Origin of the sequence: Streptomyces venezuelae, from assembly GCF_008642295.1 — a bacterium.
Lineage (GTDB): Bacteria > Actinomycetota > Actinomycetes > Streptomycetales > Streptomycetaceae > Streptomyces > Streptomyces venezuelae_C.
Genome location: NZ_CP029190.1, coordinates 3,800,695 through 3,822,646, shown reverse-complemented (window position 1 = coordinate 3,822,646; position 21,952 = coordinate 3,800,695). Strand labels below are relative to the sequence as shown.

General features: G+C 72.0%; 18 protein-coding genes. 10 read left to right on the top strand and 8 right to left on the bottom strand.

Going from position 1 to position 21,952, the window contains the following annotated elements; translation table 11 throughout:
- Positions 1–123 precede the first annotated feature (123 nt).
- On the top strand, positions 124–954 hold the full coding sequence (locus tag DEJ50_RS16890) for a maleylpyruvate isomerase family mycothiol-dependent enzyme (RefSeq protein ID WP_150208816.1): 831 nt from the start codon (positions 124–126) through the stop codon (positions 952–954).
- On the opposite strand, the gene DEJ50_RS16885 is transcribed toward DEJ50_RS16890, so the two are convergent.
- On the bottom strand, positions 944–2,311 hold the full coding sequence (locus DEJ50_RS16885; protein ID WP_150208815.1) for an MFS transporter: 1,368 nt from the start codon (positions 2,309–2,311) through the stop codon (positions 944–946). The two genes, DEJ50_RS16890 and DEJ50_RS16885, sit on opposite strands and share 11 nt — an antisense overlap.
- Entirely contained in the window at positions 2,311–2,985 is a 675-nt protein-coding gene (locus DEJ50_RS16880) for a GntR family transcriptional regulator (protein ID WP_150208814.1), read from the bottom strand. Before DEJ50_RS16880 ends, DEJ50_RS16885 begins: the two co-directional genes overlap by 1 nt.
- Before the next feature lie 214 nt (positions 2,986–3,199).
- Between DEJ50_RS16880 and DEJ50_RS16875 the strand changes: the two genes are divergently transcribed.
- Entirely contained in the window at positions 3,200–4,174 is a 975-nt protein-coding gene (locus DEJ50_RS16875) for a D-alanyl-D-alanine carboxypeptidase family protein (RefSeq protein WP_223837783.1), read from the top strand.
- Between the two features lie 122 nt (positions 4,175–4,296).
- On the opposite strand, the gene DEJ50_RS16870 is transcribed toward DEJ50_RS16875, so the two are convergent.
- Entirely contained in the window at positions 4,297–6,207 is a 1,911-nt protein-coding gene (locus DEJ50_RS16870; RefSeq protein WP_150208812.1) for a C1 family peptidase, read from the bottom strand.
- A 167-nt stretch (positions 6,208–6,374) separates the two neighbouring features.
- On the opposite strand from DEJ50_RS16870, the gene DEJ50_RS16865 reads away from it, so the two are divergent.
- Complete coding sequence (locus DEJ50_RS16865) at positions 6,375–6,788, top strand: PPOX class F420-dependent oxidoreductase (RefSeq protein WP_150208811.1); 414 nt, start codon at positions 6,375–6,377, stop codon at positions 6,786–6,788.
- Here the strand turns inward: DEJ50_RS16865 and DEJ50_RS16860 are convergent.
- The 4 genes from DEJ50_RS16860 to pdhA all read right to left on the bottom strand — a co-directional run bounded on the left by DEJ50_RS16860 (position 6,785) and on the right by pdhA (position 11,626).
- Positions 6,785–7,558: a hypothetical protein gene (locus DEJ50_RS16860; RefSeq protein ID WP_150208810.1), complete on the bottom strand. Its 774-nt coding sequence runs from the start codon at positions 7,556–7,558 to the stop codon at positions 6,785–6,787. The two genes, DEJ50_RS16865 and DEJ50_RS16860, sit on opposite strands and share 4 nt — an antisense overlap.
- A gap of 326 nt (positions 7,559–7,884) precedes the next feature.
- Complete coding sequence (locus DEJ50_RS16850; protein ID WP_150212179.1) at positions 7,885–9,408, bottom strand: dihydrolipoamide acetyltransferase family protein; 1,524 nt, start codon at positions 9,406–9,408, stop codon at positions 7,885–7,887.
- A gap of 32 nt (positions 9,409–9,440) precedes the next feature.
- Complete coding sequence (locus DEJ50_RS16845; RefSeq protein WP_150208809.1) at positions 9,441–10,421, bottom strand: alpha-ketoacid dehydrogenase subunit beta; 981 nt, start codon at positions 10,419–10,421, stop codon at positions 9,441–9,443.
- A 2-nt stretch (positions 10,422–10,423) separates the two neighbouring features.
- A complete protein-coding gene (gene pdhA, locus DEJ50_RS16840; RefSeq protein ID WP_150208808.1) occupies positions 10,424–11,626 on the bottom strand; it encodes a pyruvate dehydrogenase (acetyl-transferring) E1 component subunit alpha in 1,203 nt (400 codons plus the stop codon).
- A 323-nt stretch (positions 11,627–11,949) separates the two neighbouring features.
- Between pdhA and DEJ50_RS16835 the strand changes: the two genes are divergently transcribed.
- Positions 11,950–12,627, top strand: a complete 678-nt coding sequence (locus DEJ50_RS16835; protein WP_150208807.1) for a response regulator — start codon at positions 11,950–11,952, stop codon at positions 12,625–12,627.
- A gap of 131 nt (positions 12,628–12,758) precedes the next feature.
- The gene (locus tag DEJ50_RS16830) at positions 12,759–13,175 is read left to right on the top strand and encodes a pyridoxamine 5'-phosphate oxidase family protein (RefSeq protein ID WP_150208806.1); all 417 of its coding nucleotides are present in this window, start codon (positions 12,759–12,761) and stop codon (positions 13,173–13,175) included.
- Positions 13,176–13,198: 23 nt separating this feature from the next.
- Here the strand turns inward: DEJ50_RS16830 and DEJ50_RS16825 are convergent, their stop codons facing one another.
- A complete protein-coding gene (locus DEJ50_RS16825) occupies positions 13,199–14,803 on the bottom strand; it encodes a protein kinase domain-containing protein (protein WP_150208805.1) in 1,605 nt (534 codons plus the stop codon).
- 221 nt (positions 14,804–15,024) lie between these two features.
- Here DEJ50_RS16825 and DEJ50_RS16820 point away from each other — a divergent pair, with 221 nt between their 5' ends.
- From DEJ50_RS16820 to DEJ50_RS16800, 5 genes are all read left to right on the top strand, one after another.
- On the top strand, positions 15,025–16,728 hold the full coding sequence (locus DEJ50_RS16820) for a protein kinase domain-containing protein (RefSeq protein ID WP_150208804.1): 1,704 nt from the start codon (positions 15,025–15,027) through the stop codon (positions 16,726–16,728).
- A gap of 113 nt (positions 16,729–16,841) precedes the next feature.
- On the top strand, positions 16,842–17,459 hold the full coding sequence (locus tag DEJ50_RS16815) for a hypothetical protein (protein ID WP_150208803.1): 618 nt from the start codon (positions 16,842–16,844) through the stop codon (positions 17,457–17,459).
- 76 nt (positions 17,460–17,535) lie between these two features.
- Positions 17,536–18,282, top strand: coding sequence for a PadR family transcriptional regulator (locus DEJ50_RS16810; protein ID WP_150208802.1), 747 nt, complete (start codon positions 17,536–17,538; stop codon positions 18,280–18,282).
- 25 nt (positions 18,283–18,307) lie between these two features.
- On the top strand, positions 18,308–19,060 hold the full coding sequence (locus DEJ50_RS16805) for an ABC transporter ATP-binding protein (RefSeq protein WP_150208801.1): 753 nt from the start codon (positions 18,308–18,310) through the stop codon (positions 19,058–19,060).
- On the top strand, positions 19,057–21,915 hold the full coding sequence (locus DEJ50_RS16800) for an ABC transporter permease (protein ID WP_150208800.1): 2,859 nt from the start codon (positions 19,057–19,059) through the stop codon (positions 21,913–21,915). Before DEJ50_RS16805 ends, DEJ50_RS16800 begins: the two co-directional genes overlap by 4 nt.
- Positions 21,916–21,952: the final 37 nt, after the last annotated feature.

Sequence of the window (21,952 nt, the reverse complement as noted above, 5' to 3'; positions counted from 1 at the left end):
CCGTCAACTCGGGCCTACGATCGTCACACGAAAGCACTGCCGGGGTGCTCCTGGGCAGCGTAGCTTGGGAAAACAAGTCCACAACGCGCCACTGCGCCATTGAACCGCACGCGAGGGGTTCCGTTGACCGTCCTTCCCCATCCCAGCCTTCAGCCGTACGCCGACGCGTGGACGCACTCCATCGAGGCGATATCCGAGCTCGTCCAGCCGCTGCCGGAGGCCGAGTGGAACCGGGCCACCCCGTGCCCGGGCTGGTCGGTTCGGGATGTGGTGTCCCATGTCATCGGGATCGAGTGCGAGATGCTCGGCGACCCGCGGCCGATCCACACGCTGCCGCGGGATCTGCGGCACGTGGTCGACGAGTTCACCCGGTACATGGAGGTGCAGGTCGACGTGCGCCGGCACCACACCGCGCCGGAGATGACCTCGGAGCTGGAGTACACGCTCATCCGGCGGGCCCGGCAGCTGCGGAACGAGAAGCGGGATCCGCAGACGATGGTGCGGGGGCCGCTGGGCGAGCAGGTGACGCTGGAGACCGCACTGCGGCTGCGGGCGTTCGACGTGTGGATCCACGAGCAGGACCTGCGGACGGCGCTCGGCCGGCCGGGGAACCTGGACTCGCCGGGCGCGGTGGTGGTGCGGGACCTGCTGCTCGCGGGGCTGCCGAAGGTGGTGGCGAAGCGCGCGGGCGCGCCCGCGCATTCGGCGGTGGTGCTGGACGTGCACGGTCCGCTGGAGTTCCTGCGGACGGTACGGGTGGACGCGGCGGGCCACGGGACGGTGGACGGCACCCCGTCGCTGGGCCCGGCGGTGACGCTGGCCATGGACTGGGAGACGTACGTACGGCTGGCCGCGGGCCGGGTCCGGCCGGCGGCCGTGGCCGACCGGCTGAAGGTGGAGGGCGACCAGGAGCTGGCGGACGCGATCCTGGCGAACTTCGCGGTCACCCCGTAGGAGGCGGCACCACCCCGGCCCCCGGCCGGCCGGCCCGATCGGCCTGGTTGGCCTGGGGCGGGACGGCGGCGGCGAGGCGGCCGGCTTCGCGGCGCAGGGCCGCACCGCGCAGCCGGAGGATCCGGCTCACGCCCAGCAGCTGGAGCACGAAGACGGTGGAGAACGCGATCCGGTAGTCGTCACCCGTGGCATCGAGCAGGACGCCCACCACCAGCAGTGTGGTCATCGAGGCGAGGAAGCCGCCCATGTTGGTGATGCCGGAGGCGGTGCCCTGCCGGGCGGGCGGGTTGGCCGGCCGGGCGAAGTCGAAGCCGATCATCGAGGCCGGGCCGCAGGTGCCGAGCACCACGCACAGGGAGACCAGCAGCCACATCGGCGCCCGGTCCCCCGGGTAGGCGAGGGTGGCTGCCCACAGCAGGGCGGTCGCGCCGACCGTGCCGAGCGCGAGGGGGATCCGGGACGACTGGCGGCGGCCGACGATCTGGCCGTAGGCCAGGCCGAAGACCATGTTGGAGGCGACCACCAGGGTCAGCAGGCCGCCCGCGGTGGAGCGGGTCAGTCCTTGCGCCTCGACCAGGAACGGCATGCCCCACAGCAGCAGGAACACCATGGCCGGGAACTGGGTGGTGAAGTGGACCCACAGGCCCAGGCGGGTGCCGGGCTCCCGCCAGGACTCGGCGATCTGGGTCCGCACAAAGCCGACGCCACCGAGCTGACCGCCCTGCTCGCCACCGCCGGACTCGGGCTGGTCCTTCAGGAACAGCACCACCGGAACCAGCACGACCAGCCCGGCCACCGCACTGCCGGCGAAGGCGGGGACCCAGCCGAGGTCGTGCAGGACGGGTGCGAGGACAAGGGTGGAGACCAGGTTCCCGGCCATGCCGACGAGACCGGCGAGCTGGGCCATCAGGGGGCCCCGGCGGGCCGGGAACCACCGGGTGCCGAGGCGGAGTACGGAGATGAAGGTCATCGCGTCGCCGCAGCCGAGCAGGGCGCGGGCGGCAAGCGCCATCCCGTACGAGGGGGAGAGGGCGAAGCCGACCTGGCCGGCGGTGAAGAGGACCGCGCCGAGCGTGAGCACCTTCTTGGTGCCGAGCCGGTCGACCATCAGGCCGACGGGTATCTGCATGCCCGCGTAGACGAGCAGCTGGAGGAGGGAGAAGGTGGCCAGGGCGGAGGAGTTGACCTGGAAGCGGTCGGCCGCGTCCAGGCCGGCGACGCCCAGGCTGGTGCGGAAGATGACGGCGACGAAGTAGACGGCCACGCCGATGGACCAGATCAGAACGGCCTGCCGGCCGCCGGGGGGCTCCGGCACGACGGCACCGGCACCCGGCCGGCCGCCGGCCACCGCGGTCATCAGGCGGTCCCGCGAGACGTACCGCGGGCCAGCGACTCGACCCGGGCGATATGGCCCCGCACCGCAGCCGCCGCGGCCTCCTCGTCGCCCGCCCGCAGCGCGTCCAGGATCTCCGCGTGCTCGGTGAGGGTACGGGCGATGCGGTCGGGGTGGGCGTGCAGCAGGGCGACGCCCATCCGCAGCTGCCGGTCCCGCAGCTGGTCGTAGAGCCGGGCCAGGATCTGATTCCCGGCGTGCCGGACGATCTCGGCGTGGAAGCAGCGGTCGGCGACCATCATGGCGGCCAGGTCCCCGCACTCCGCCTGCCGGCGCTGCTCCTCCAGCAGCTCTGCCAGCCGCGCAAGCAGCGCGGGCGGGGCCGGCACGGCCCGGCGGACCGTGAACTCCTCGACCAGCAGCCGGGTTTCGACCACGTCCGCGATCTCCTGGGCGGACACCGGCAGGACCAGCGCGCCCTTCTTCGGGTAGAGCCTGATCAGCCCCTCGGTCTCCAGCCGCAGCAGGGCCTCGCGCACCGGTGTCCGGGACACCCCGACGGCCTCGGCCAGCTCGCCCTCGGTGAGGAGGGTGCCGCCCTCGTAGGACCGGTCCAGGACGCCCTGCTTGACGTGCCGGTAGACCCGGTCGGCGGCGGGCGGCTGCTTCACTGCTGCGCCTGTGGCTGGGGATGGCATGGACGCAGCATAGATACATGTAGGACACAACTCAGGCCCCGTCCACCATCCGGACGGCGAGGCAGCCGGCGCGGCAGCCGGCAAGGCAGATTGCGGAACAGCAACGATGCCCCGACCCCGCACATCCATCCGGATCCATCGGGTGTCTTCCATCCGGGCCGCCACCGCAGGCAGGCCCGGACGGAACCGTCTTCGCGAACTCGGGGGACCCCTCTTGAAAATTGGCAGAACCGGCTTTTCGCGCGCCCGCCGCGCCGTGCTCGTGGCCACCGCCACCGGCGCGCTGCTGACCGCCACCCCGCTCGCCACCGGCGCATCTGCCGCCAACCCGCCCGGCTGGCCGACCGTGACCGCCAAGGGCGCCTTCCTGCTGGACAACGGCAACGGCGTCGGCCAGTTCGCCAAGGCCGCCGACACCCGCCGTCCGATGGCCAGCACCACCAAGATCATGACGGCCTATGTGGTGCTCTCGCAGCCCAAGCTGGACCTGAGCCGCAAGATCACGGTCCAGAAGGCGTACCCGGACTACGTCACCAAGGTCGGCGCGAGCAGCGCGTACCTGTTCGTCGGCGACAAGCTCACGACGTACGGCATGCTCAACGCGATGATGGGCCCCTCGGGCTGCGACGCCGCCTACGCGCTCGCCGACACCTACGGCAAGGGCAGCACCCGCGCCGCCCGCACCGCCGACTTCATCGCCCAGATGAACGCGAAGGCGAAGGCCCTCGGCCTGACGAACACCAGGTTCGACTCCTTCGACGGCAACTCGCCCAACTACAGCGCGGGCAACTACACGACCCCGCGCGATCTCTCCCGGCTCGCCCGGTCCGCGATGCAGAACACCGAGTTCAAGAAGCTCGTGGCGCGGTCCACGATGAACGCGACCGCCACCGCCGCCAATGGCAACACCCGCAAGTACAGCTGGCCGAACTCCAACCAGCTGATCGGCGCCTACAACGGTGCGATCGGCGTCAAGACCGGCACCAACACCCCGGCCGGGCCCTGCCTGGTCTTCGCCGCCACCCGCAACGGCAAGACGGTGACCGGCGTGGTGCTCGGCTCGTCCTCGGTCACCAGCCGGTACGACGACGCCAAGAAGATCATGGAATACAGCCTGGGCCCGGCGCCCAGGAACCTCCGGTCCGGCTCCGGGCTCCGCGAGCTCCCGCCGGGCGCAAACCGCGACTAGTCGCACCGCGCACGGAAGCCGTGTCCCGGGCCCCCGGCCCGGGACACAGCCCGGGACACGGCCCGGGACACAGCCCGGGACACGGCCCGGGGCACGCCCCCGTCGGCCGCGCGTGGCGCGCCTCAGCCGATGACCGCGCCCTCGTGCCAGCCGCCGTTCCCGTCCCGCCACCAGTGCTGCACCTGCCGGTCGGCCCGCAGCACGAACACCTCCAGGTGGAAGCCGAAGCTGCCCTGCAGCATCCCGGTCACGGCCAGCGCGTCCCGGCCGAAGACCGTGCTCCGGGTCCAGCCGGACCCGCTCGCGTTCCCCCGCCACCAGTGCTCGATCCGCCCGTCCTCCGTCACCGCGCACAGCTCGTAGTTCCCGGCGGTGGCCTCGTCCCGGGCGTCGTACTGGGCCTCGATCAGGCAGGGCGCGGAACCGATCCCGCTGCCGAAGATCTCCCCCGGCCGCCAGACGAAGCCCGCCGCGTCGTCCCGCCACCACCGCTGCATCCGGCCGTCCGTACGGGCAGCCACCAGGTCGAGCCTGCGGTCGCGGGTCTGCACCAGGGCGGGCCCGTAGTGCGCGATCCGGGAGGCGAAGCAGCCGCCGTCGTTCCACGACCACGGTGAGCCGTTGATCCGCCACCAGTGGCGCAGCCGGCCGTCGGCGGTCCGCACCACCACCTCGAAGTTGCCCGGCTTGCCGTAGTCGCTCTGGATGAAGCCGGGGGTCGAGCCGACGGCCGCGTCCCCGTCGGCCCCGAAGAGCCCGCCGTCGCGCCAGGTGCGGGCGGACTGCTCGTAGTACCAGTGCCGCAGCCGCCCGCCGGGAGTGATGTGCAGGGATTCCATATTGCGGTTGTAGGTGGTCCCGGTGAAGGCGGGCATACCGGCTGCATCGCTGCCGAACTCCGCGTCCGGCGACCACCGGTGGGGCGGGTCCCCGTTGCGCCACCAGTGCCGGAGGCGGCCGTCGCCGGTGGTCAGCAGCAGCTCGAAGTTGCGGTGTGCGCGGCCGTTCCCGCTCTCGTAGACGTTGCCGCTGTGCAGCCGCCGTTTGCTCCACGGGTCGACGTTGGTGTGGCGCAGCCCGCACTTGGCCCAGTGGTCGATCCGGGCCTCGCCGTAGCCGATCCGGCCGAAGCCCCCGACGTGGTGGCCGGGGCCCCAGGAGTTCCGGAAGATCCAGCAGCCGGCAGCGTCGTCGTAGCCGACGATCAGGACGCAGTGGCCGCCGGCCCGGCGGTCGGTGGTCCGCCGGTACACCCCGGAGCCGAGCCCGAAGAAGTCCTCGTACACGTCGAGGCAGGCGGTGAGCGGGCCGACCGTGTCCAGCCAGACCTTCTGCTGCTCCACATCGCCGAGCCGGACGTAGTCGGTGATCCGGACGGTCCGGCCGGAGCGGTCCCAGCTGGGCGGGTAGGCGGCCCGCCAGGCGTCGAGCCGTTCGGGGGGCAGCCCGGCCGGGGGCTCCACGGGCGGATGGCAGTCCGGGTCCGCGATGCCGCCGTTGTCCCGGATCCAGTCGAGGGCCTCCTCCGGGCTGCCCAGCCGACCGCAGGCGGCCCGCATGCCGTCGTGCAGATCGCCCTCGGCGCGCTCGGCCCACACATGGTGCTCGATCCGGGCCATCGACTCGACCAGCCCGGCCGCGGCGAAGGCCCAGCCGGAACTGCACGGCCCCTGGTCCTTCACCCGGGTGATCCACGGCCATCCCCAGCGGCTCCGCCAGTCGACGGCGGCCGGGCGGGGCGAGGCGGCCTGCGCCTTGCGGTCGGCGAGCAGCCCGTGGGCGGCCCGCCGCCGGGTGAGGTGCGGGTTGCCGCTCTCCCGTCCGACCAGGCCGCGCAGATCGACGGTGCCGGCCTCGGCGGCGGTGGTCAGCAGGGCCTCCGGGTCCAGCCCGAGCGGTGCGCGGGGCACCGGGTCCTCATCGGCCAGCCGCTCGCTGACGGACCACGGGGCCCCGTGGTCCACCACCTGGGCCCGCAGCTCCCCCGCGAGCTGCACCGGCCGGTCGTCGTACGTCCCGTACTCCTCCGGCATACCGGCTCCCCCCTTGAACCGTACGGATGCGGAGCCGTGAGCGTCCATCCGCCCGGACCACCCGTCAAGGGGGCCATCCGGCCGCGCGGCGGTCGACTTCGGGTAGTCGGGCGCGGCCGGATCGAGTCGGTCGACGCCGCCCGGGGCGGCCACCTAGGGTCGCCGGCATGACCGTTGCCCTGAACGATGCCGTAAGGAAGCTGCTGGACGCCCCGCACCCGGCCGTCCTGTCCACCCTCAACCCCGATGGCAGCCCGCAGACTTCGGTGGTCTGGGTGAGCCGGGACGGTGAGGACGTGCTCGTCTCGACCGAGCAGGGGCGCCGCAAGGCGCAGAACATCGCCCGCGACCCCCGGGTCAGCGTGACCGTCTTCGACCTGTCCAACCCCTTCCTCTACGCCGAGTTGCGCGGCGAGGCGACCGTCACGGAGGACACCGACCGCACGGTGGTCCACCGCATCGCCGCCGAGTACCTCGGACCGGACGGCGGCAAGGGCTTCGTGGCTTCGCTGCCGGCGGAGCCGCGGGTGGTCGTGAGGATCACCCCGCGCCGAGTCCTCGACAACGCCGCGTCCGCCTAGGGAAGTTGGCGACGGACCCGGCGCCAGGCGTCAACGGTGGCGGCCAGCGGATGGTCGTCCGCGAGGTGCGGACGGGCCGCCTCCAGCGAGGCCGTCAGGAGCTTCAGGCGCCGCAGGTGCAGGATCCGCTCCGGCTCCAGGTCCCGCCAGACCCGTCCGTCCCTGAGCGCCCGGTCCGGGCCGATGCCGGTCCGGTCCAGCACGAAGCAGCACAGCCCGGCCGGATCCCGCAGCCCGTCGCCGCCGCCGCGGTCCGGCTCGGGGCCGAGGTACCGGATCAGGCAGGCCCGTACCTGCGCCGCGTCGATCGCCGCCACCAGGGGCGCCAGGCCCATCCGCTCGATGGCGGCGAGCTGGACCCGGGCCCAGCGGATCCGTTCGCCCTGCGGCAGCCGGTCGTCCTGCATGCGTGTGTTGCCCAGGGCGCGGAGGGTGTGCAGATCCTGCGCCTTGGCCGGCGGGGTGCCGTCCGCCAGCCAGAACTCGGCGTCCGTCAGGCTCAGCGCGGCCACGGGGATGGAACTGATCACCTGGAACTGTCCGAGCAGCGGCACGATCGCACCACTCAGGTGCACCTTGGCCGAATGAGCGGCGTCGAGGAAGGCGGATTCCCGCCCGTACCACTCGATCCGCCGCAGTACGAGTCTGGACCCGGCGGCGGCATACAGCTGCCCGGTCCGCGCGATTCCCCCGATACAGCGCACGATGCACACCCCACCGGCCCCATCGGCTTCCTCGACGGAGGACACCTGCAACTCGGCGATACCCATCCCGCCCCCTTCCCGGCCGCGAGCCTAGACCGCACCGGCCGCCACCGGAGCGGTATTACGCCGCGGCGGGGGGATGCTCCGCTGTTCCGCAGTCGCGGCAGCGGCCCGGGGCCGGCCCACGGAAGGCCCGGTCGCAGCGGTCACGTCCCGGGCACCGAGCAGCAGCCGGTGGTCGGCGCGGCGCAACCGGGCCAACAGGTCCGCGGCGGCCTCCCGGCGACCGGCCGGGGGTGGGTGTCACGCGCAAGCAAACGCCTTCGCCCCCGGCCGGAAGCCGGGGGCGAAGGCGTGTTGGCAGTCCGTCAGGACGTCAGGGCGTCACGACATCAGGACCAGGTGATCAGGCGCTTCGGGTTTTCCAGGACCGCCGCGATGTCCGCGAGGAACCTGGAGCCGAGTTCGCCGTCGATCAGGCGGTGGTCGAAGGACAGGGCCAGGGTGGTCACCTGACGGGGCTTCACCTTGCCCTTGTGGACCCACGGCTGGAGCTTGATCGCGCCGACCGCGAGGATCGCGGACTCGCCGGGGTTCAGGATGGGCGTACCGGTGTCGACGCCGAAGACGCCGACGTTGGTGATGGTGAGGGTGCCGCCCTGCATGTCCGCCGGGGAGGTCTTGCCCTCCCGGGCCGTCGCGACCAGCTCGGACAGGGCCTGGGAGAGCTCCGGCAGCGTCTTGGCGTGTGCGTCCTTGATGTTGGGGACGATCAGCCCGCGCGGGGTCGCCGCGGCGATCCCGAGGTTGACGTAGTGCTTGAGGACGATCTCCTGGGCGGCCTCGTCCCAGGACGCGTTGACGTCCGGGTTGCGGCGGATCGCGACCAGGACGGCCTTGGCGATGAGCAGGAGCGGGTTGATCCGCAGCCCGGCCATGTCCGGGTCCTGCTTGAGCTCCTGTACGAGCTTCATCGTCCGGGTCACGTCGAAGGTGATGAACTCGGTGACGTGCGGGGCGGTGAAGGCGGAGCCGACCATCGCCTGGGCGGTGACCTTGCGGACGCCCTTGACCGGGATACGGGTCTCGCGGGCGCCGGCCGCAACCGGAGCCGGAGCCTCGGCCGGAGCCTGGGCGGGCGCGGCCTGGGCCGTGGTGGCGGCCTGAGCCGCGGCTGCCGTACCGTTCCGGCTCGCGGGGGCGGCCGGGGCGGCTGCGGCTGCCGCCGCCGCGTGCACGTCCTCGCGGGTCACGATGCCGCCCTCGCCGGTGGGGACCACCAGCGCCAGGTCGATCCCGAGGTCCTTGGCGAGCTTGCGCACCGGCGGCTTGGCGAGCGGGCGCTCACCGGTCGTGGTCGCGGTGGCGAAGCCGTCCCCGTTGCCATTGCCGGTGCCGGTGCCGTTCAGCACCGCGGCGGGGGCCGGCGCCAGCGCCGCTCCGGCCGGGGCCGGGGTGGCTGCGGGCGCGGCGGCGGCGAAGCCGGCCTGGGCGGCCTGGCCCGCGACGGCCGCGGGCGAGCCCGCCTTGCGCGGGCGCCGCTTGGTCGAGCCCTGCGAGACGCCGTAGCCGACCAGCACGGGCTGGCGGGCCGGGGCGGCCTCCTCGGCCGGAGCCTCGGCCGGAGCCGCAGCCACAGCCGCAGCCACGGGCTCGGCAACCGGAGCCGCCGCCTCGGCGGCGCCGGCGCCGTCGCCGCCCACCGCCACCGAGATGATCACCTGGCCGACGTCGACCGTGGTGCCCTCGGCGAACCGGAGCTCGTGGACCACTCCGTCGAACGGAATGGGCAGCTCCACCGCCGCCTTCGCCGTCTCGACCTCACAGACGACCTGGCCGTCGGTGACCGTGTCGCCCGGCTGGACGTACCACTTGAGGATTTCGGCCTCGGTGAGGCCCTCGCCCACATCGGGCATCTTGAATTCGCGGATCGTCACAGCGGATCTCCTCAGAACGCCAGCGAGCGGTCGACGGCGTCGAGCACGCGGTCCAGGCCCGGCAGGTACTCGTCCTCCAGGCGGGCCGGCGGATAGGGGGCGTGGAAGCCGCCGACCCGCAGCACCGGTGCCTCCAGGTGGTAGAAGCACCGCTCCGTGATGCGAGCAGCGATCTCCGAACCCACACCCAGGAAGACCGGGGCCTCGTGGACCACGACCAGCCGCCGGGTCTTCTCCACCGACCGCTGGAGCCCGTCGAAGTCGATCGGGGACATCGAGCGCAGGTCCACGACCTCGACCGACTTGCCCTCCTCGGCCGCCGCGGCAGCCGCCTCCAGGCAGACCTTCACCATCGGACCGTACGCGGCCAGGGTGATGTCCGTACCCGCCAGGGCCACCCGGGCCTCGTGCAGGGCGCCGGGAATCGCCTCGACGTCGACCTCGCCCTTGTCCCAGTAGCGCCGCTTCGGCTCGAAGAAGATCACCGGGTCATCGCTCTGGATCGCCTGCTGGAGCATCCAGTACGCATCGCTCGGCGTGCTCGGCGAGACCACCTTCAGGCCCGGCACATGCGCGAACAGCGCCTCGGGCGACTCGCTGTGGTGCTCCACCGCGCCGATGCCGCCCGCGTACGGGATGCGGATGACGACCGGCATCTTGACCTTGCCCAGCGCCCGCGCGTGCATCTTCGCCAGCTGCGTGACGATCTGGTCGTACGCCGGGAAGACGAACCCGTCGAACTGGATCTCCACGACCGGCCGGTACCCGCGCAGGGCCAGACCGATGGCGGTGCCGACGATGCCCGACTCGGCGAGCGGGGTGTCGATGACCCGCTCCTCGCCGAAGTCCTTCTGCAGGCCGTCGGTGATCCGGAAGACACCGCCCAGCTTGCCGACGTCCTCACCCATGATCAGGACCTTGGGGTCCGTCTCCAGGGCCTTGCGCAGCGACTCGTTGAGCGCCTTCGCGATCGACATCTTCTCGACAGTCATGATCAGTGCCCTTCCTCGAACGACGCGAGGTAGGCCGCGAACTGGGCGCGCTCCTCGTCCACCAGCGCATGCCCGTCCGCGTAGACGTTCTCGAAGATCGCCATCGTGTCCGGGTCGGGCATCGCGCGCACGACCTCACGCACCCGCTTGCCCAGCTGCTCGCTCTCCGCCTCCAGCGCGGCGAAGAACTCCTCGTCGGCGTCACCGCTGGCCAGCAGGTGCGCCTTCAGGCGCTCGATCGGGTCCTTCGCCTCCCAGGCCGCGCGCTCCTCGTCCCGCCGGTAGCGGGTCGGGTCGTCGGAGGTGGTGTGGGCACCCATCCGGTAGGTGAAGGCCTCGACCAGGGTCGGACCGTCGCCGCGGCGGGCCCGCTCCAGGGCCCAGCGGGTCACGGCCAGGCAGGCCAGGACGTCGTTGCCGTCCACCCGGACGCCCGGGAAGCCGAAGCCGGCGGCCCGCTGGTAGAGCGGGACGCGCATCTGGCGCTCGGTGGGCTCGGAGATCGCCCACTGGTTGTTCTGGCAGAAGAACACCACGGGGGCGTTGTAGACCGCCGAGAAGGTGAAGGCCTCGTTGACGTCGCCCTGGCTGGACGCGCCGTCGCCGAAGTACGCGATCACCGCGGAATCCGCGCCGTCCTTGGCCACGCCCATCGCGTAACCGGTGGCGTGCAGGGTCTGCGAGCCGATGACGATCGTGTACAGGTGGAAGTTGTTGACGGTGGGGTCCCAGCCGCCGTGGTTCACACCGCGGAACATGCCCAGCAGGTTGGTCGGGTCGACATCGCGGCACCAGGCCACACCGTGTTCGCGGTACGTCGGGAACACGTAGTCGTCCTCCCGCAGCGCCCGGCCGGAGCCGATCTGGGCGGCCTCCTGGCCGAGCAGCGAGGCCCACAGGCCCAGCTCGCCCTGGCGCTGGAGGGCGGTCGCCTCCCCGTCGAAGCGGCGGGTCAGGACCATGTCGCGGTAGAGCCCGCGCAGGTCCTCGGCGGTGATGTCGGAAACGTAGGGGAGGAACTCCGCGTTCTGCGCGTTCTCGACCCGTTCCCCTTCGGGTGTCAGCAGCTGTACGAGCTGGGGCTCGGCACTCTGAGCGGCTGCGGCGGCGCTGTCGGCGGACTTGCGGGTGCTTGCCCCGGCCGCCGCTCGCTTGGTGCCGCTGCTGCGTCGCGGCTTGCGCGCGGCAGTGCTCTCCACGGTCACGTGTGCTCCTCCGTCGGTCCGGCACCCGGGTTCTCCGGGACCAGTGCGGCTCCGCCTGTATCCGTACCCGCGCACGGGGTGGGTGCGACTCGTCCGGGAAACAGGCGTGACAGGTGTCCCGGCGAGTGCCCTGCGCAATGCACGTTACCCAGTGCGCCGCGTAACCGCGAAACCCCATTTGACCTGGGATTTTGCTTGGATTTCCAAGTAAATCCCGGGAATCTGGAACAACCACTGGTCACAGCCTTGCAGGGGGCCGGAACAACGGCACGTTATCCCGGGTAACTCCGGCAGGGAAGGGGTGAGTGTGTGAAACTGACTCCGTGCGCGAAGATGGAAAAATCACGGTATTCCTCCTGGACGACCACGAAGTGGTACGCCGAGGTGTCTACGAGCTGCTCTCGAGCGAATCCGACATCGAGGTGGTGGGCGAGGCCGGAACGGCCGCCGACGCGCTGGTGCGGATCCCCGCGACCCGGCCCGATGTGGCGGTGCTGGACGTGCGGCTGCCGGACGGCAGCGGTGTCGAGGTCTGCCGTGAGGTCCGCTCCCGGGACGAGGACATCAAATGCCTGATGCTGACCTCGTTCGCGGACGACGAGGCCCTGTTCGACGCGATCATGGCGGGTGCCTCCGGGTACGTCCTCAAGGCGATCCGCGGCAATGAGCTGCTGAACGCCGTACGCGACGTCGCCGCCGGGAAGTCCCTGCTGGACCCGGTCGCCACGGCCCGGGTGCTGGAGCGCCTGCGCGACGGCAAGGGCGGCAAGGGCGGCAAGGGCGGCAAGGGGGACGACCGGCTGGCCAATCTCACCGAGCAGGAGCGCAAGATCCTCGACCTGATCGGCGAGGGCCTGACGAACCGGGTGATCGGCGAGCGGCTGCACCTGGCCGAGAAGACCATCAAGAACTACGTCTCCAGCCTGCTGTCCAAGCTGGGCATGGAGCGCCGCTCGCAGGCCGCCGCGTACGTGGCCCGCCTGCAGGCGGAGAAGCGCTGACAGCACAGCCGACGAGCGACGGCTGACGACCTGATTCCACGGGGCACGGCGTGTCATTCGGGACCAACGTCCCCGATGGTCGGGGCGGGCTCCTCTTTCCCGGCACGTGGTCCGTGCCGGAGGGTGGGGTCATGTCACCGGAGGAACGTCACGCCATCGAACTGCTGTGCCGGGTGCCGTACGGCCGGGTGGCCACCAGCATGCGCGCGCTGCCCTTCCTCGCCGTCGCCCGCCACATCGTGATGGACGGCCGGGTCGTCCTGAGAATGCACGGCGGCTTCGGCTACCACCAGGCCTGCAACGGAAGCGTCGTCGCGTACGGGGCCGACAACGTCAATTCCGGTGATTCCCGGCTGTGGTCCGTCCAGTTCACCGGGACCGCGCGGATTGTCGAGCCGACCACCGACGAACTGGAACTCTTCGGTCCGGTACCGCATTTCGTGGACGGAGCCGTCTTCGACCCGGTCTACATGCGGATCGAGCCGCAGTTCGTCACCGTGCACCGGCTGGCCGGCCACCCCGATCGGGAGTACCAGCACGCCCTCTGAAGCTCGTTCTACTGAAGCTCGTTCTACTCCTCGGAGCTGCCCGCGTTGTCGTCCGGATCCGGCGGCGGGTTCTCCGGGCTCTTGGTCGGCGAGGTCGTCGGCGGCTTCGACTTCGTCGGCGGCACCGGGGTCGTCGGGCCGTCGGTCGGGTCGGTGCTCTGCGAGACCGAAGGCGAGGGCGACACCGACGGGCTGGAGCTCGGCGTGTGGCTCCGGGTCCGGCCCGGGGTCGACGGCGTCCAGCTGTCCGTCCGCCGGGACGGCTCGCGGCTCTCCTCGGACGGCTCCGTCTCCGGGGTGCTCGGCGTGCTCTGCTGCGGAGTGGTGGGGGTCTGGCTCGTCGTGACGTCGTTTCCGGGCGTCCCCTTGTCCCCCGCCTTGTCCAGGGCGAAGACCACTCCCGCGGCGATGGCGATCACCGCGAGGACCGCGAACAGCCACACCTTCCAGCGACCGCCGCCGCGTCCGTCGCCATTGCCGTACCCGCCGTGACCGTTGTCGTAATAACCGCCGCCACCGCCCCCGCCGGGAAAGGCCGAGCCGTCGTCCGGGTTGAGCGGGGGCACCATCGGCTGCTGGAACTGCGAGGTGCTGCCGTGCGAGGGATAACCGGGCTGCGGGCCGGTGCCGCCCATCGGCATGGCGGTGGTGGCCGCCGGACCGCGCCCGTGCGGCAGCGCCATGGTGACCGGCCCGGTGTTCCAGGTGCCGGTGTTGGCGCCCTGCTCCTGGAGCATCTGGAGCCCGTACTGGACCAGCCCGCGCATCTCCTCGGCGCTCTGGAACCGGTCGTCCGGGTCCTTGGCCAGCGAGCGCATGACCAGGCCGTCGAGCTCGGGCGGCACCCCGGTGCCGAGCTGCGAGGGCGGCACCGGCGCGTCCTGGACGTGCTGGTAGACCACCGAGAGCGGGGTCTCGCCGGTGAAGGGCGGTCGCAGCGCAAGGAGTTCGTAGAGCAGACAGCCGGTGGCGTACAGGTCGCTGCGGTGGTCCACGGCCTTGCCGAGGGCCTGTTCCGGCGACAGGTACTGGGGGGTGCCCATGACCATGCCGGTCTGAGTCATCGTCGACTGCGCGCCGTGCAGGGCGCGCGCGATGCCGAAGTCCATCACCTTCACCGCACCGCCGTGGGTGATGATGACGTTGGCCGGCTTGATGTCGCGGTGCACGATGCCGTGCTGGTGGGAGTAGGCGAGCGCCTCCAGCACACCCGAGACGATGATGAGCGCCTGCTCGGGGCCCGGGGCCTCGGCGCTCATCAGCAGGTCGCGGATGGTGCGGCCCTCGACCAGTTCCATCACGATGTAGGGGACGGTGTTCGGTCCGACCCGGTCCTCGCCCGAGTCGTAGACGGCGACCACCGCATGGTGGTTGAGACCGGCCACCGACTGCGCCTCACGCGTGAAGCGGGCCTTGGCGACCGGGTCCTCGGCAAGGTCGGCGCGCAGCAGCTTGACGGCGACGGTGCGCCCCAGCCGTACGTCCTCGGCGGCGAACACCTCCGCCATGCCGCCCCGGCCGAGCCGGTGGGTGAGCCGGTAACGGCCGTCGCCCACCAGGCCGCCCGCTCCCCAGTGCGACGGATCCTCGGCCATCCCGGCGCCACCTGCCTCGGGTTCCGGTGCCATCAGTCCGTCCTCGCCGTCATCTCTCTCGGCCGCGCGTGCGGTGCATTCGTCTCGGGGTGCTCCGATGAACGCTACAGCCTCTGCGCCGGTCGCCGTTCGGGCATGGACCAGCTGTGACCGAGTGACAACCCCGTGGTCACGGAACGGGCACCCGGCTTGACGTGTGCTTGCCCTCCGGCAGACTGGGCCCGACACAAGCGTGGCGAGGGGAAGCAACAGTCATGAGCCAGGACGGCACTCAGGGCCGGTACGCAGGCCGTTCCCTGGCCGGTGGCCGTTATCAGCTAAGGGATTTGCTCGGCGAGGGCGGTATGGCGTCCGTCTATCTCGCCTACGACGCGGCGCTCGACCGGCAGGTGGCCATCAAGACCCTGCACAGCGAGCTCGGGCGCGAGCAGTCCTTCCGCGAGCGGTTCCGCCGCGAAGCCCAGGCTGTAGCGAAACTGTCGCACACCAACATCGTGTCCGTGTTCGACACCGGTGAGGGCGATCTGGACGGCACGATGATGCCGTACATCGTCATGGAGTACGTCGAGGGCAAGCCGCTGGGCTCGGTGCTGCAGGCGGACATCGCCCAGTACGGCGCGATGCCGGCGGACAAGGCACTGAAGGTGACGGCCGATGTGTTGGCCGCACTGGAGACCAGCCACGACGTCGGCCTGGTGCACCGTGACATCAAGCCGGGCAACGTCATGGTGACCAAGCGCGGTGTGGTCAAGGTGATGGACTTCGGCATCGCCCGTGCGATGCAGTCCGGGGTCACCTCGATGACCCAGACCGGCATGGTGGTCGGCACCCCGCAGTACCTGTCGCCGGAGCAGGCCCTGGGGCGCGGCGTGGACGCCCGCTCCGACCTGTACTCGGTCGGCATCATGCTCTTCCAGCTGCTGACCGGACGGCTGCCGTTCGACGCGGACTCGCCGCTGGCGATCGCGTACGCGCACGTCCAGGAGGAGCCGGTCGCCCCGTCCGCCATCAACCGGTCCGTCTCTCCGGCGATGGACGCGCTGGTGGCGCGGGCGCTGAAGAAGAACCCGAACGAGCGCTTCCCCACGGCGGCGGCGATGCGCGACGAGATCGCGCGGGTGGCGTCGGCCGGGCAGACCGGGGCGCCGGTGATCGTCCAGGGCGGCCCCGTGAACAGCGGGGCGGGGGTCGGCTCGGCCGTGTTCCCGCCGGTGGACTCCTCGCTTCCGCAGCCGCCGCCGCAGGCGGTGCAGCAGCCGTACCAGCCTTCTCCGTACGCGACCCCGGCACCGCAGCAGCACACCCCGCCCGTGGCACAGCACACCCCGCCGCCCATGGCGCAGCAGGGCTACGCCTACCCGCCGCAGCACCAGACCCCGCCGCCGGTACAGCAGGGCTATGCCCCGCAGACCCCGCCGCCGTTCACCATCTCGCCGGTGGCCCCGCCGCCGGCCCGGTCGGGCGGCGCCGCGGCCGACGGGCGCCGCAACATGCCGGTGGTGGTCGGCGCCATTGCGGTGGCGCTGCTGGCGATCGGCGGTCTGATCGCGGTGGTGTCGATGAACGGGGACGACGACCCGGAGGGCGGGCAGACGCCCAACGCCCAGGGCGGCACCGGCACTCCGGCGGCCACCGGCGGCGCCACGGCCTCCGGATCGGCCAAGGCGGGCCACAAGGGTCCCGACCCCTCCCGGACCATCGAGCCGGAGAAGTGCAAGGACGCGTACAAGGACTGGAACGACCCGAAGAAGGTCACCGCTCCCGACTTCCGGTACAAGAACATCCGGTCGGTGAAGGAGTGCATCCAGGCGGCCGGCTGGAAGTACAAGCTGCAGGAGCGGGACGAGGCGGCGTACGGCCAGGACACGGTGCTGGAACAGCTGCCGGCGGCCGGCACCAGCGTGTCGAAGACGGAGACGGAATTCACCCTGGTCGTGTCCACCGGCAACCCGCAGTAGACCGGCGGTTGTGGGTCCCGTCCGGGACACACAACCGCCCGGGATGCCGGATTTACACCCTTATGTCAACCTGAGCCTGACATCTCGCCTGTTCGGGACGGGAGGGGCTCCCCGTGACGCGACTCCGCCTGCTGCGCTGGCCCGCCGCCGCGGCGCTGGGCTGCGCGGTGCTGCTGCCGGCGGCGCCCGCGTACGGCCTGGCATGCGCACCGGCGTCACCTTTTGCTTCGGCCGCGGCGGTCGCGTCGACTGCGTCGGCGGTGGCCCGTGCCGCCCTCGCGGGGGCCCCCGCACGCACCGCCGAGCTCCGGGACGACCCGCAGCCGCCGCTGGCCGGCAGTGCCGCCGGTGCCGGGCGGAAGCGGCCCGGCCGGCCGGTCACCGAAGCCGTGAACCCGGAGGCCGCCCTCGCCCCCCGCCCGCTGCCGCTGCGGCCGGAAGCACTGCCGCCGCCGGCCCAGGCACTCCCGCCGGCCCAGCCACCGCAGGAGCGCCCGCAGCAGCCCCGGAAGCCGCACCGGCCGGGGCACCCGCAGCAGCCGCCGTCCCAGGACCTCCCCTGGACCGGGACGGGCACCGGGACCGGCACCCCGCCGCCGGCGGCGGCGCTCGGCACCGGGCCCAATGCACGGGCCGCCGACCTGGCCGCCCACATCCTGCCGCTCGGCACCGGATTCGCCCTGATGGGCGTGGGGCTCGGTTTCATCGGAATGCGCCTCCGCCGGGGCTGATCCCCGGCTGATCCCCCCTGAGACGTACACCTCAAGACGGTTGCGACGAGGAACATACTCGGTATACATACTGAGTATGTCGATCCGCCACGGCCTTCTCGCCCTGCTGGAACGCGGCCCTCGGTACGGCTCCCAACTGCGTACCGAGTTCGAGTCGCGCACCGGCTCCACCTGGCCGCTCAACGTCGGGCAGGTCTATACGACCCTGTCCCGGCTGGAGCGCGACGGACTCGTCGCGCCCGGCGGCGAGGACGATGCCGGCCACACCCTCTACGCCATCACCGAGGCCGGCCGTACCGAACTGCACTCCTGGTACGAGCGGCCCGTCGACCGCACCCACCCGCCCCGCGACGAGCTCTCCATCAAGCTCGCCATGGCCGTCGGCGCTCCCGGTGTGGACATCCGCGCCGTGATCCAGGCCCAGCGGCACGCCACGATCAAGGCGATGCAGGACTACACCCGGCTCAAGGCGCAGGCACTCGCCGCGATCGAGAGCGGGCAGTCCCGGGAGCGGGACGACGTGGCCTGGCTGCTCGTGCTGGAACAGCTGATCTTCCAGACCGAGGCCGAGGCGCGCTGGCTCGACCACTCCGAAACCAGGCTGGTACGGCTCTCCGTCCTGGCCGACCGGAGGGCCGAAGCCGATCCGCCCCAGGCCACCACCGCCGGTCCCGTCGGTACGTCCGGCACCGCCGTTACGTCCGGCGCCGCCGGCACCGCCGGCACCGCCGCCACCGGGGCCGCCGCCACCGCGACGACCTCTGCCCCTACCTCCAGCCCGACCTCAACCGCTCGGCCTGCGGCCCGTACACCGCGAGGCTGAACCGTCCCAGAGGGGACCACACCACATGTCCGACCAGCACCATTCCCAGCAGCCGCAGCCCGTGCTGCAACTGCAGCAGCTCACCCGCGTGCACGGCAGCGGAGCCACCGAGGTGCACGCCCTGCGCGGCATCGACCTCGCCGTGTACCCCGGCGAACTGGTGGCCGTCATGGGCCCGTCCGGCTCCGGCAAGTCCACGCTGCTCACCCTGGCCGGCGGCCTGGACACGCCGACCGGCGGCCGGGTGATCGTCGAGGGCACCGACATCACCACCGCCAACCGCAAGCAGCTGGCGGCCCTGCGCCGCCGCAGCATCGGCTACGTCTTCCAGGACTACAACCTCATACCGGCCCTGACCGCCGCGGAAAACGTGGCCCTGCCCCGCGAGCTGGACGGGGTCTCCGCCCGCAAGGCCCGGGTCTCCGCGCTCGCCGCGCTGGAGGAGATGGGCCTCGGACAGCTCGCCGACCGGTTTCCCGACGAGATGTCCGGCGGCCAGCAGCAGCGCGTGGCCATCGCCCGCGCCCTGGTCGGCGACCGCCGCCTGGTCCTCGCCGACGAACCCACCGGAGCCCTGGACTCCGAGACCGGAGAATCCGTCCTCGCCCTGCTGCGGGCCCGCTGCGATGCCGGCGCGGCCGGCATCCTGGTCACCCACGAGCCCCGGTTCGCGGCCTGGGCGGACCGGGTGGTCTTCCTCCGCGACGGCAACGTGGTCGACGAGACCCTGCGCACCGAGGCCGACAGCCTGCTCACCGGGCGGGCGGCCGGCCGGTGAAATCCTGGTACCACTCCTGGATCGCGGCCATCCGGATCGCCCGCCGCGACGCCTGGCGCTCCAAGGGCCGCAGCCTGCTGGTCCTGTCGATGATCGCGCTGCCGATCCTCGGGGTGAGCGCGGCCGACCTGACCCTGCGCAGCGCCGAACTCTCCGCCGAGCAGCAGCTGGAGAGGAAGTTCGGCGCCGCGGACGCCACGGTGCGGATCTCCGGGATGGGCGGCGAACCCATCTACCAGGACCCGAACGCGGACATGTACGCCCCGGTCGGCGGCTACGACGGGATGAGCCGCCCGGGGCGCTCCGAGGACATGCCCGCCAAGCTCACCGAGGCCCTCCCGCCCGGCGCACAGACCGTCAAGGACTCGACGGGCACCGCCAAGGTCCGCACCCGGCACGGGCTGATGGACACCTCCATGCGCGAACTGGACACCGCCGGACCGCTGGTGAAGGGCATTTTCACCCTCGACCGCGGCCGGATGCCGCGGCAGGCCGGTGAAGTCGCCGCGACCAACGCCTTCCTCGAGGAATCCGGGCTCTATGTCGGCTCTTCCGTCACCCCGCGCGGCACCACCACGAGCTACAAGATCGTCGGCGCCTATGAACTGCCCGACGACCTGAAGACCAGCCAGCTGCTGGCCCCGCCGGGAACCCTGCTCGCCCCTCTCGACCAGGCCCTGCAGGCCGCCGGCCTGCGCGAGGCCGGGGTCGAGGAGAGCTACCTCGTCAAGGTCGGCGGGGAAGGTTTCACGTGGAACATGGTCAAGGCGGCCAATGCCAAGGGCGCCGTGGTCCTCTCCCGTGCCGTGATCCTGGACCCGCCCGCCGACTCCGAGGTGCCGCTCTACCAGCAGCAGCCCAAGGACTCCTACACCCCCGGCATGGCGACCCGCGCCACCGAACTGGCCATTCTCGCCACCGTCGTCGGCCTGGCCATGCTCGAGATCTGCCTGCTGGCAGGGCCTGCCTTCGCGGTCGGCGCCCGCCGCTCCCGCCGCCAGCTCGGCCTGGTCGGCGCCAACGGCGGTGACCGCAGCCACATTCGGGCGATCGTGCTCTCCGGCGGCCTGGTCATCGGCTTCGCGGCGGCCGTGGTCGGCATCACCCTCGGTGTGCTGCTGACCTTCCTGCTGCAGCCGGTGCTGGAGGACCAGCTCGGCAACCGCTTCGGCAACTTCGACGTCCGCCCGCTGGAACTGGCCGGCGTTGCCGTGCTCGCCGTGCTCACCGGCCTGCTGGCCGCGATCGCCCCCGCGATCACCGCCTCCCGGCAGACCGTCCTGGCCTCGCTCACCGGGCGCCGCGGGGTGCGCCGCGCCAACCGGGTGCTGCCCGTCATCGGGCTGGTCGCGGTCGCCCTCGGTGTCGCCATCGCCCTGCTCGGCACGGTGTCCGGAATGGGCTTCGCGGTCGTCGCGGGCGGCAGCGCCATCGCCGAGCTGGGCATCGTCGCCCTGACCCCGGTCCTGGTCGGCCTGTTCGGCCGGCTCGGACGCTGGCTCCCGCTGTCGCCCCGGCTGGCGCTGCGCGATGCCGTCCGCAACCGGGGGCGTACCGCCCCGGCGGTGGCCGCCGTACTGGCCGCAGTGGCCGGCACCGTGGCAGTGGCGACGTACCAGCACAGCCGGGACGTACAGATGCGCCACGAGTACGTGGCCCAACTGCCCGACGGCGCCGGGCGGGTCGCGGTCAACGAGGCCGGGGGCTACCGGGACGTCCCCGCGGTCCGCGAGGCACTGACCCGGCACCTGCCGGTGTCCGTCCGGGCGGACGTGGAACGGATCTCGGTCGGCCGGCCCGGCTGCGAGCCCTACTCCTCGTCCTCGGACAAGGGCTGCGGCCGGGCGGAGGTCCTGACGCCCAAGGAGCAGCGCTGCCCGCTGTGGGAGGGCCCCAAGGGGCTCGATGCCTTCACCCCGGAACAGGCACGGGCCCTGCGCTCCGACTGGCGCTGCAAGGACACACCGCACTACGCCGATCACGACACCGTGATCGCCGACGGGAAACTGCTGACCGCGCTGTCGGTTGACGACCCGGCCGCCGCCAAGGCCCTGGCCGCGGGCCAGGCCGTCTCCTTCGACCGGCGCAACGTCAAGGACGGCAAGGTCACCATCCGTGTGGTCACCGACCTGGAGAAGGCCGACGAGGCGAGCACGCGCGGCGAGGACGCCCCCGGCCAGGACAAGGTCTTCCCGGTCTACCAGGCTCCGGACTCCGTCAACGCCTGGGGAGTCCGGCTGATCCTGCCGCCCGCCACCGCCAAGGCCGCCGGGCTCGCCACGGTTCCGTTCGGCTCGTACTTCACCCTGGACGGCAAGGCGAGCAGCGAGCAGCGACAGAAGCTGGAGGGGGAGCTCGACCGGATGGGCGTGGACGCGTCCCTGCAGATCGAGTCGGGCTACCAGGGCGACACCGAGATGATGCTGTTGGTCCTGACCGTCTTCGCCGGACTGGTCACCATCGGTGCGGCCGGTATCGCCACCGGACTGGCCCAGGCCGATGCCGAGGGCGATCTGAAGACCCTGGCGGCGGTGGGCGCGGCCCCGCGGGTGCGGCGCACCCTCAGTGGCTTCCAGTGCGGGGTGGTGGCCGCGATGGGTGTGGTCCTGGGCTCCGCGGCGGGCGTACTGCCGGCGATCGGGCTCCGGCTGACCGAGCGGCGCGAACAGATCGGCTGGTACGAGGAGGCCATCACCCAGGGCTTCGGTGCCGACGGCCCCAAGCCGTATGTGCCCGTGGTGGTGCCCTGGGAGACCCTCGCAGCGCTGCTGGTCGTGGTCCCGCTGGGTGCGGCCTTGCTGGCAGCCCTGGTCACCCGCTCCAGCGGCGCGCTGGCCCGCCGGGCGGCCGGCTGAGGCATCCGGGCCCCCGTGGAGGGTGGATCACTCCTCC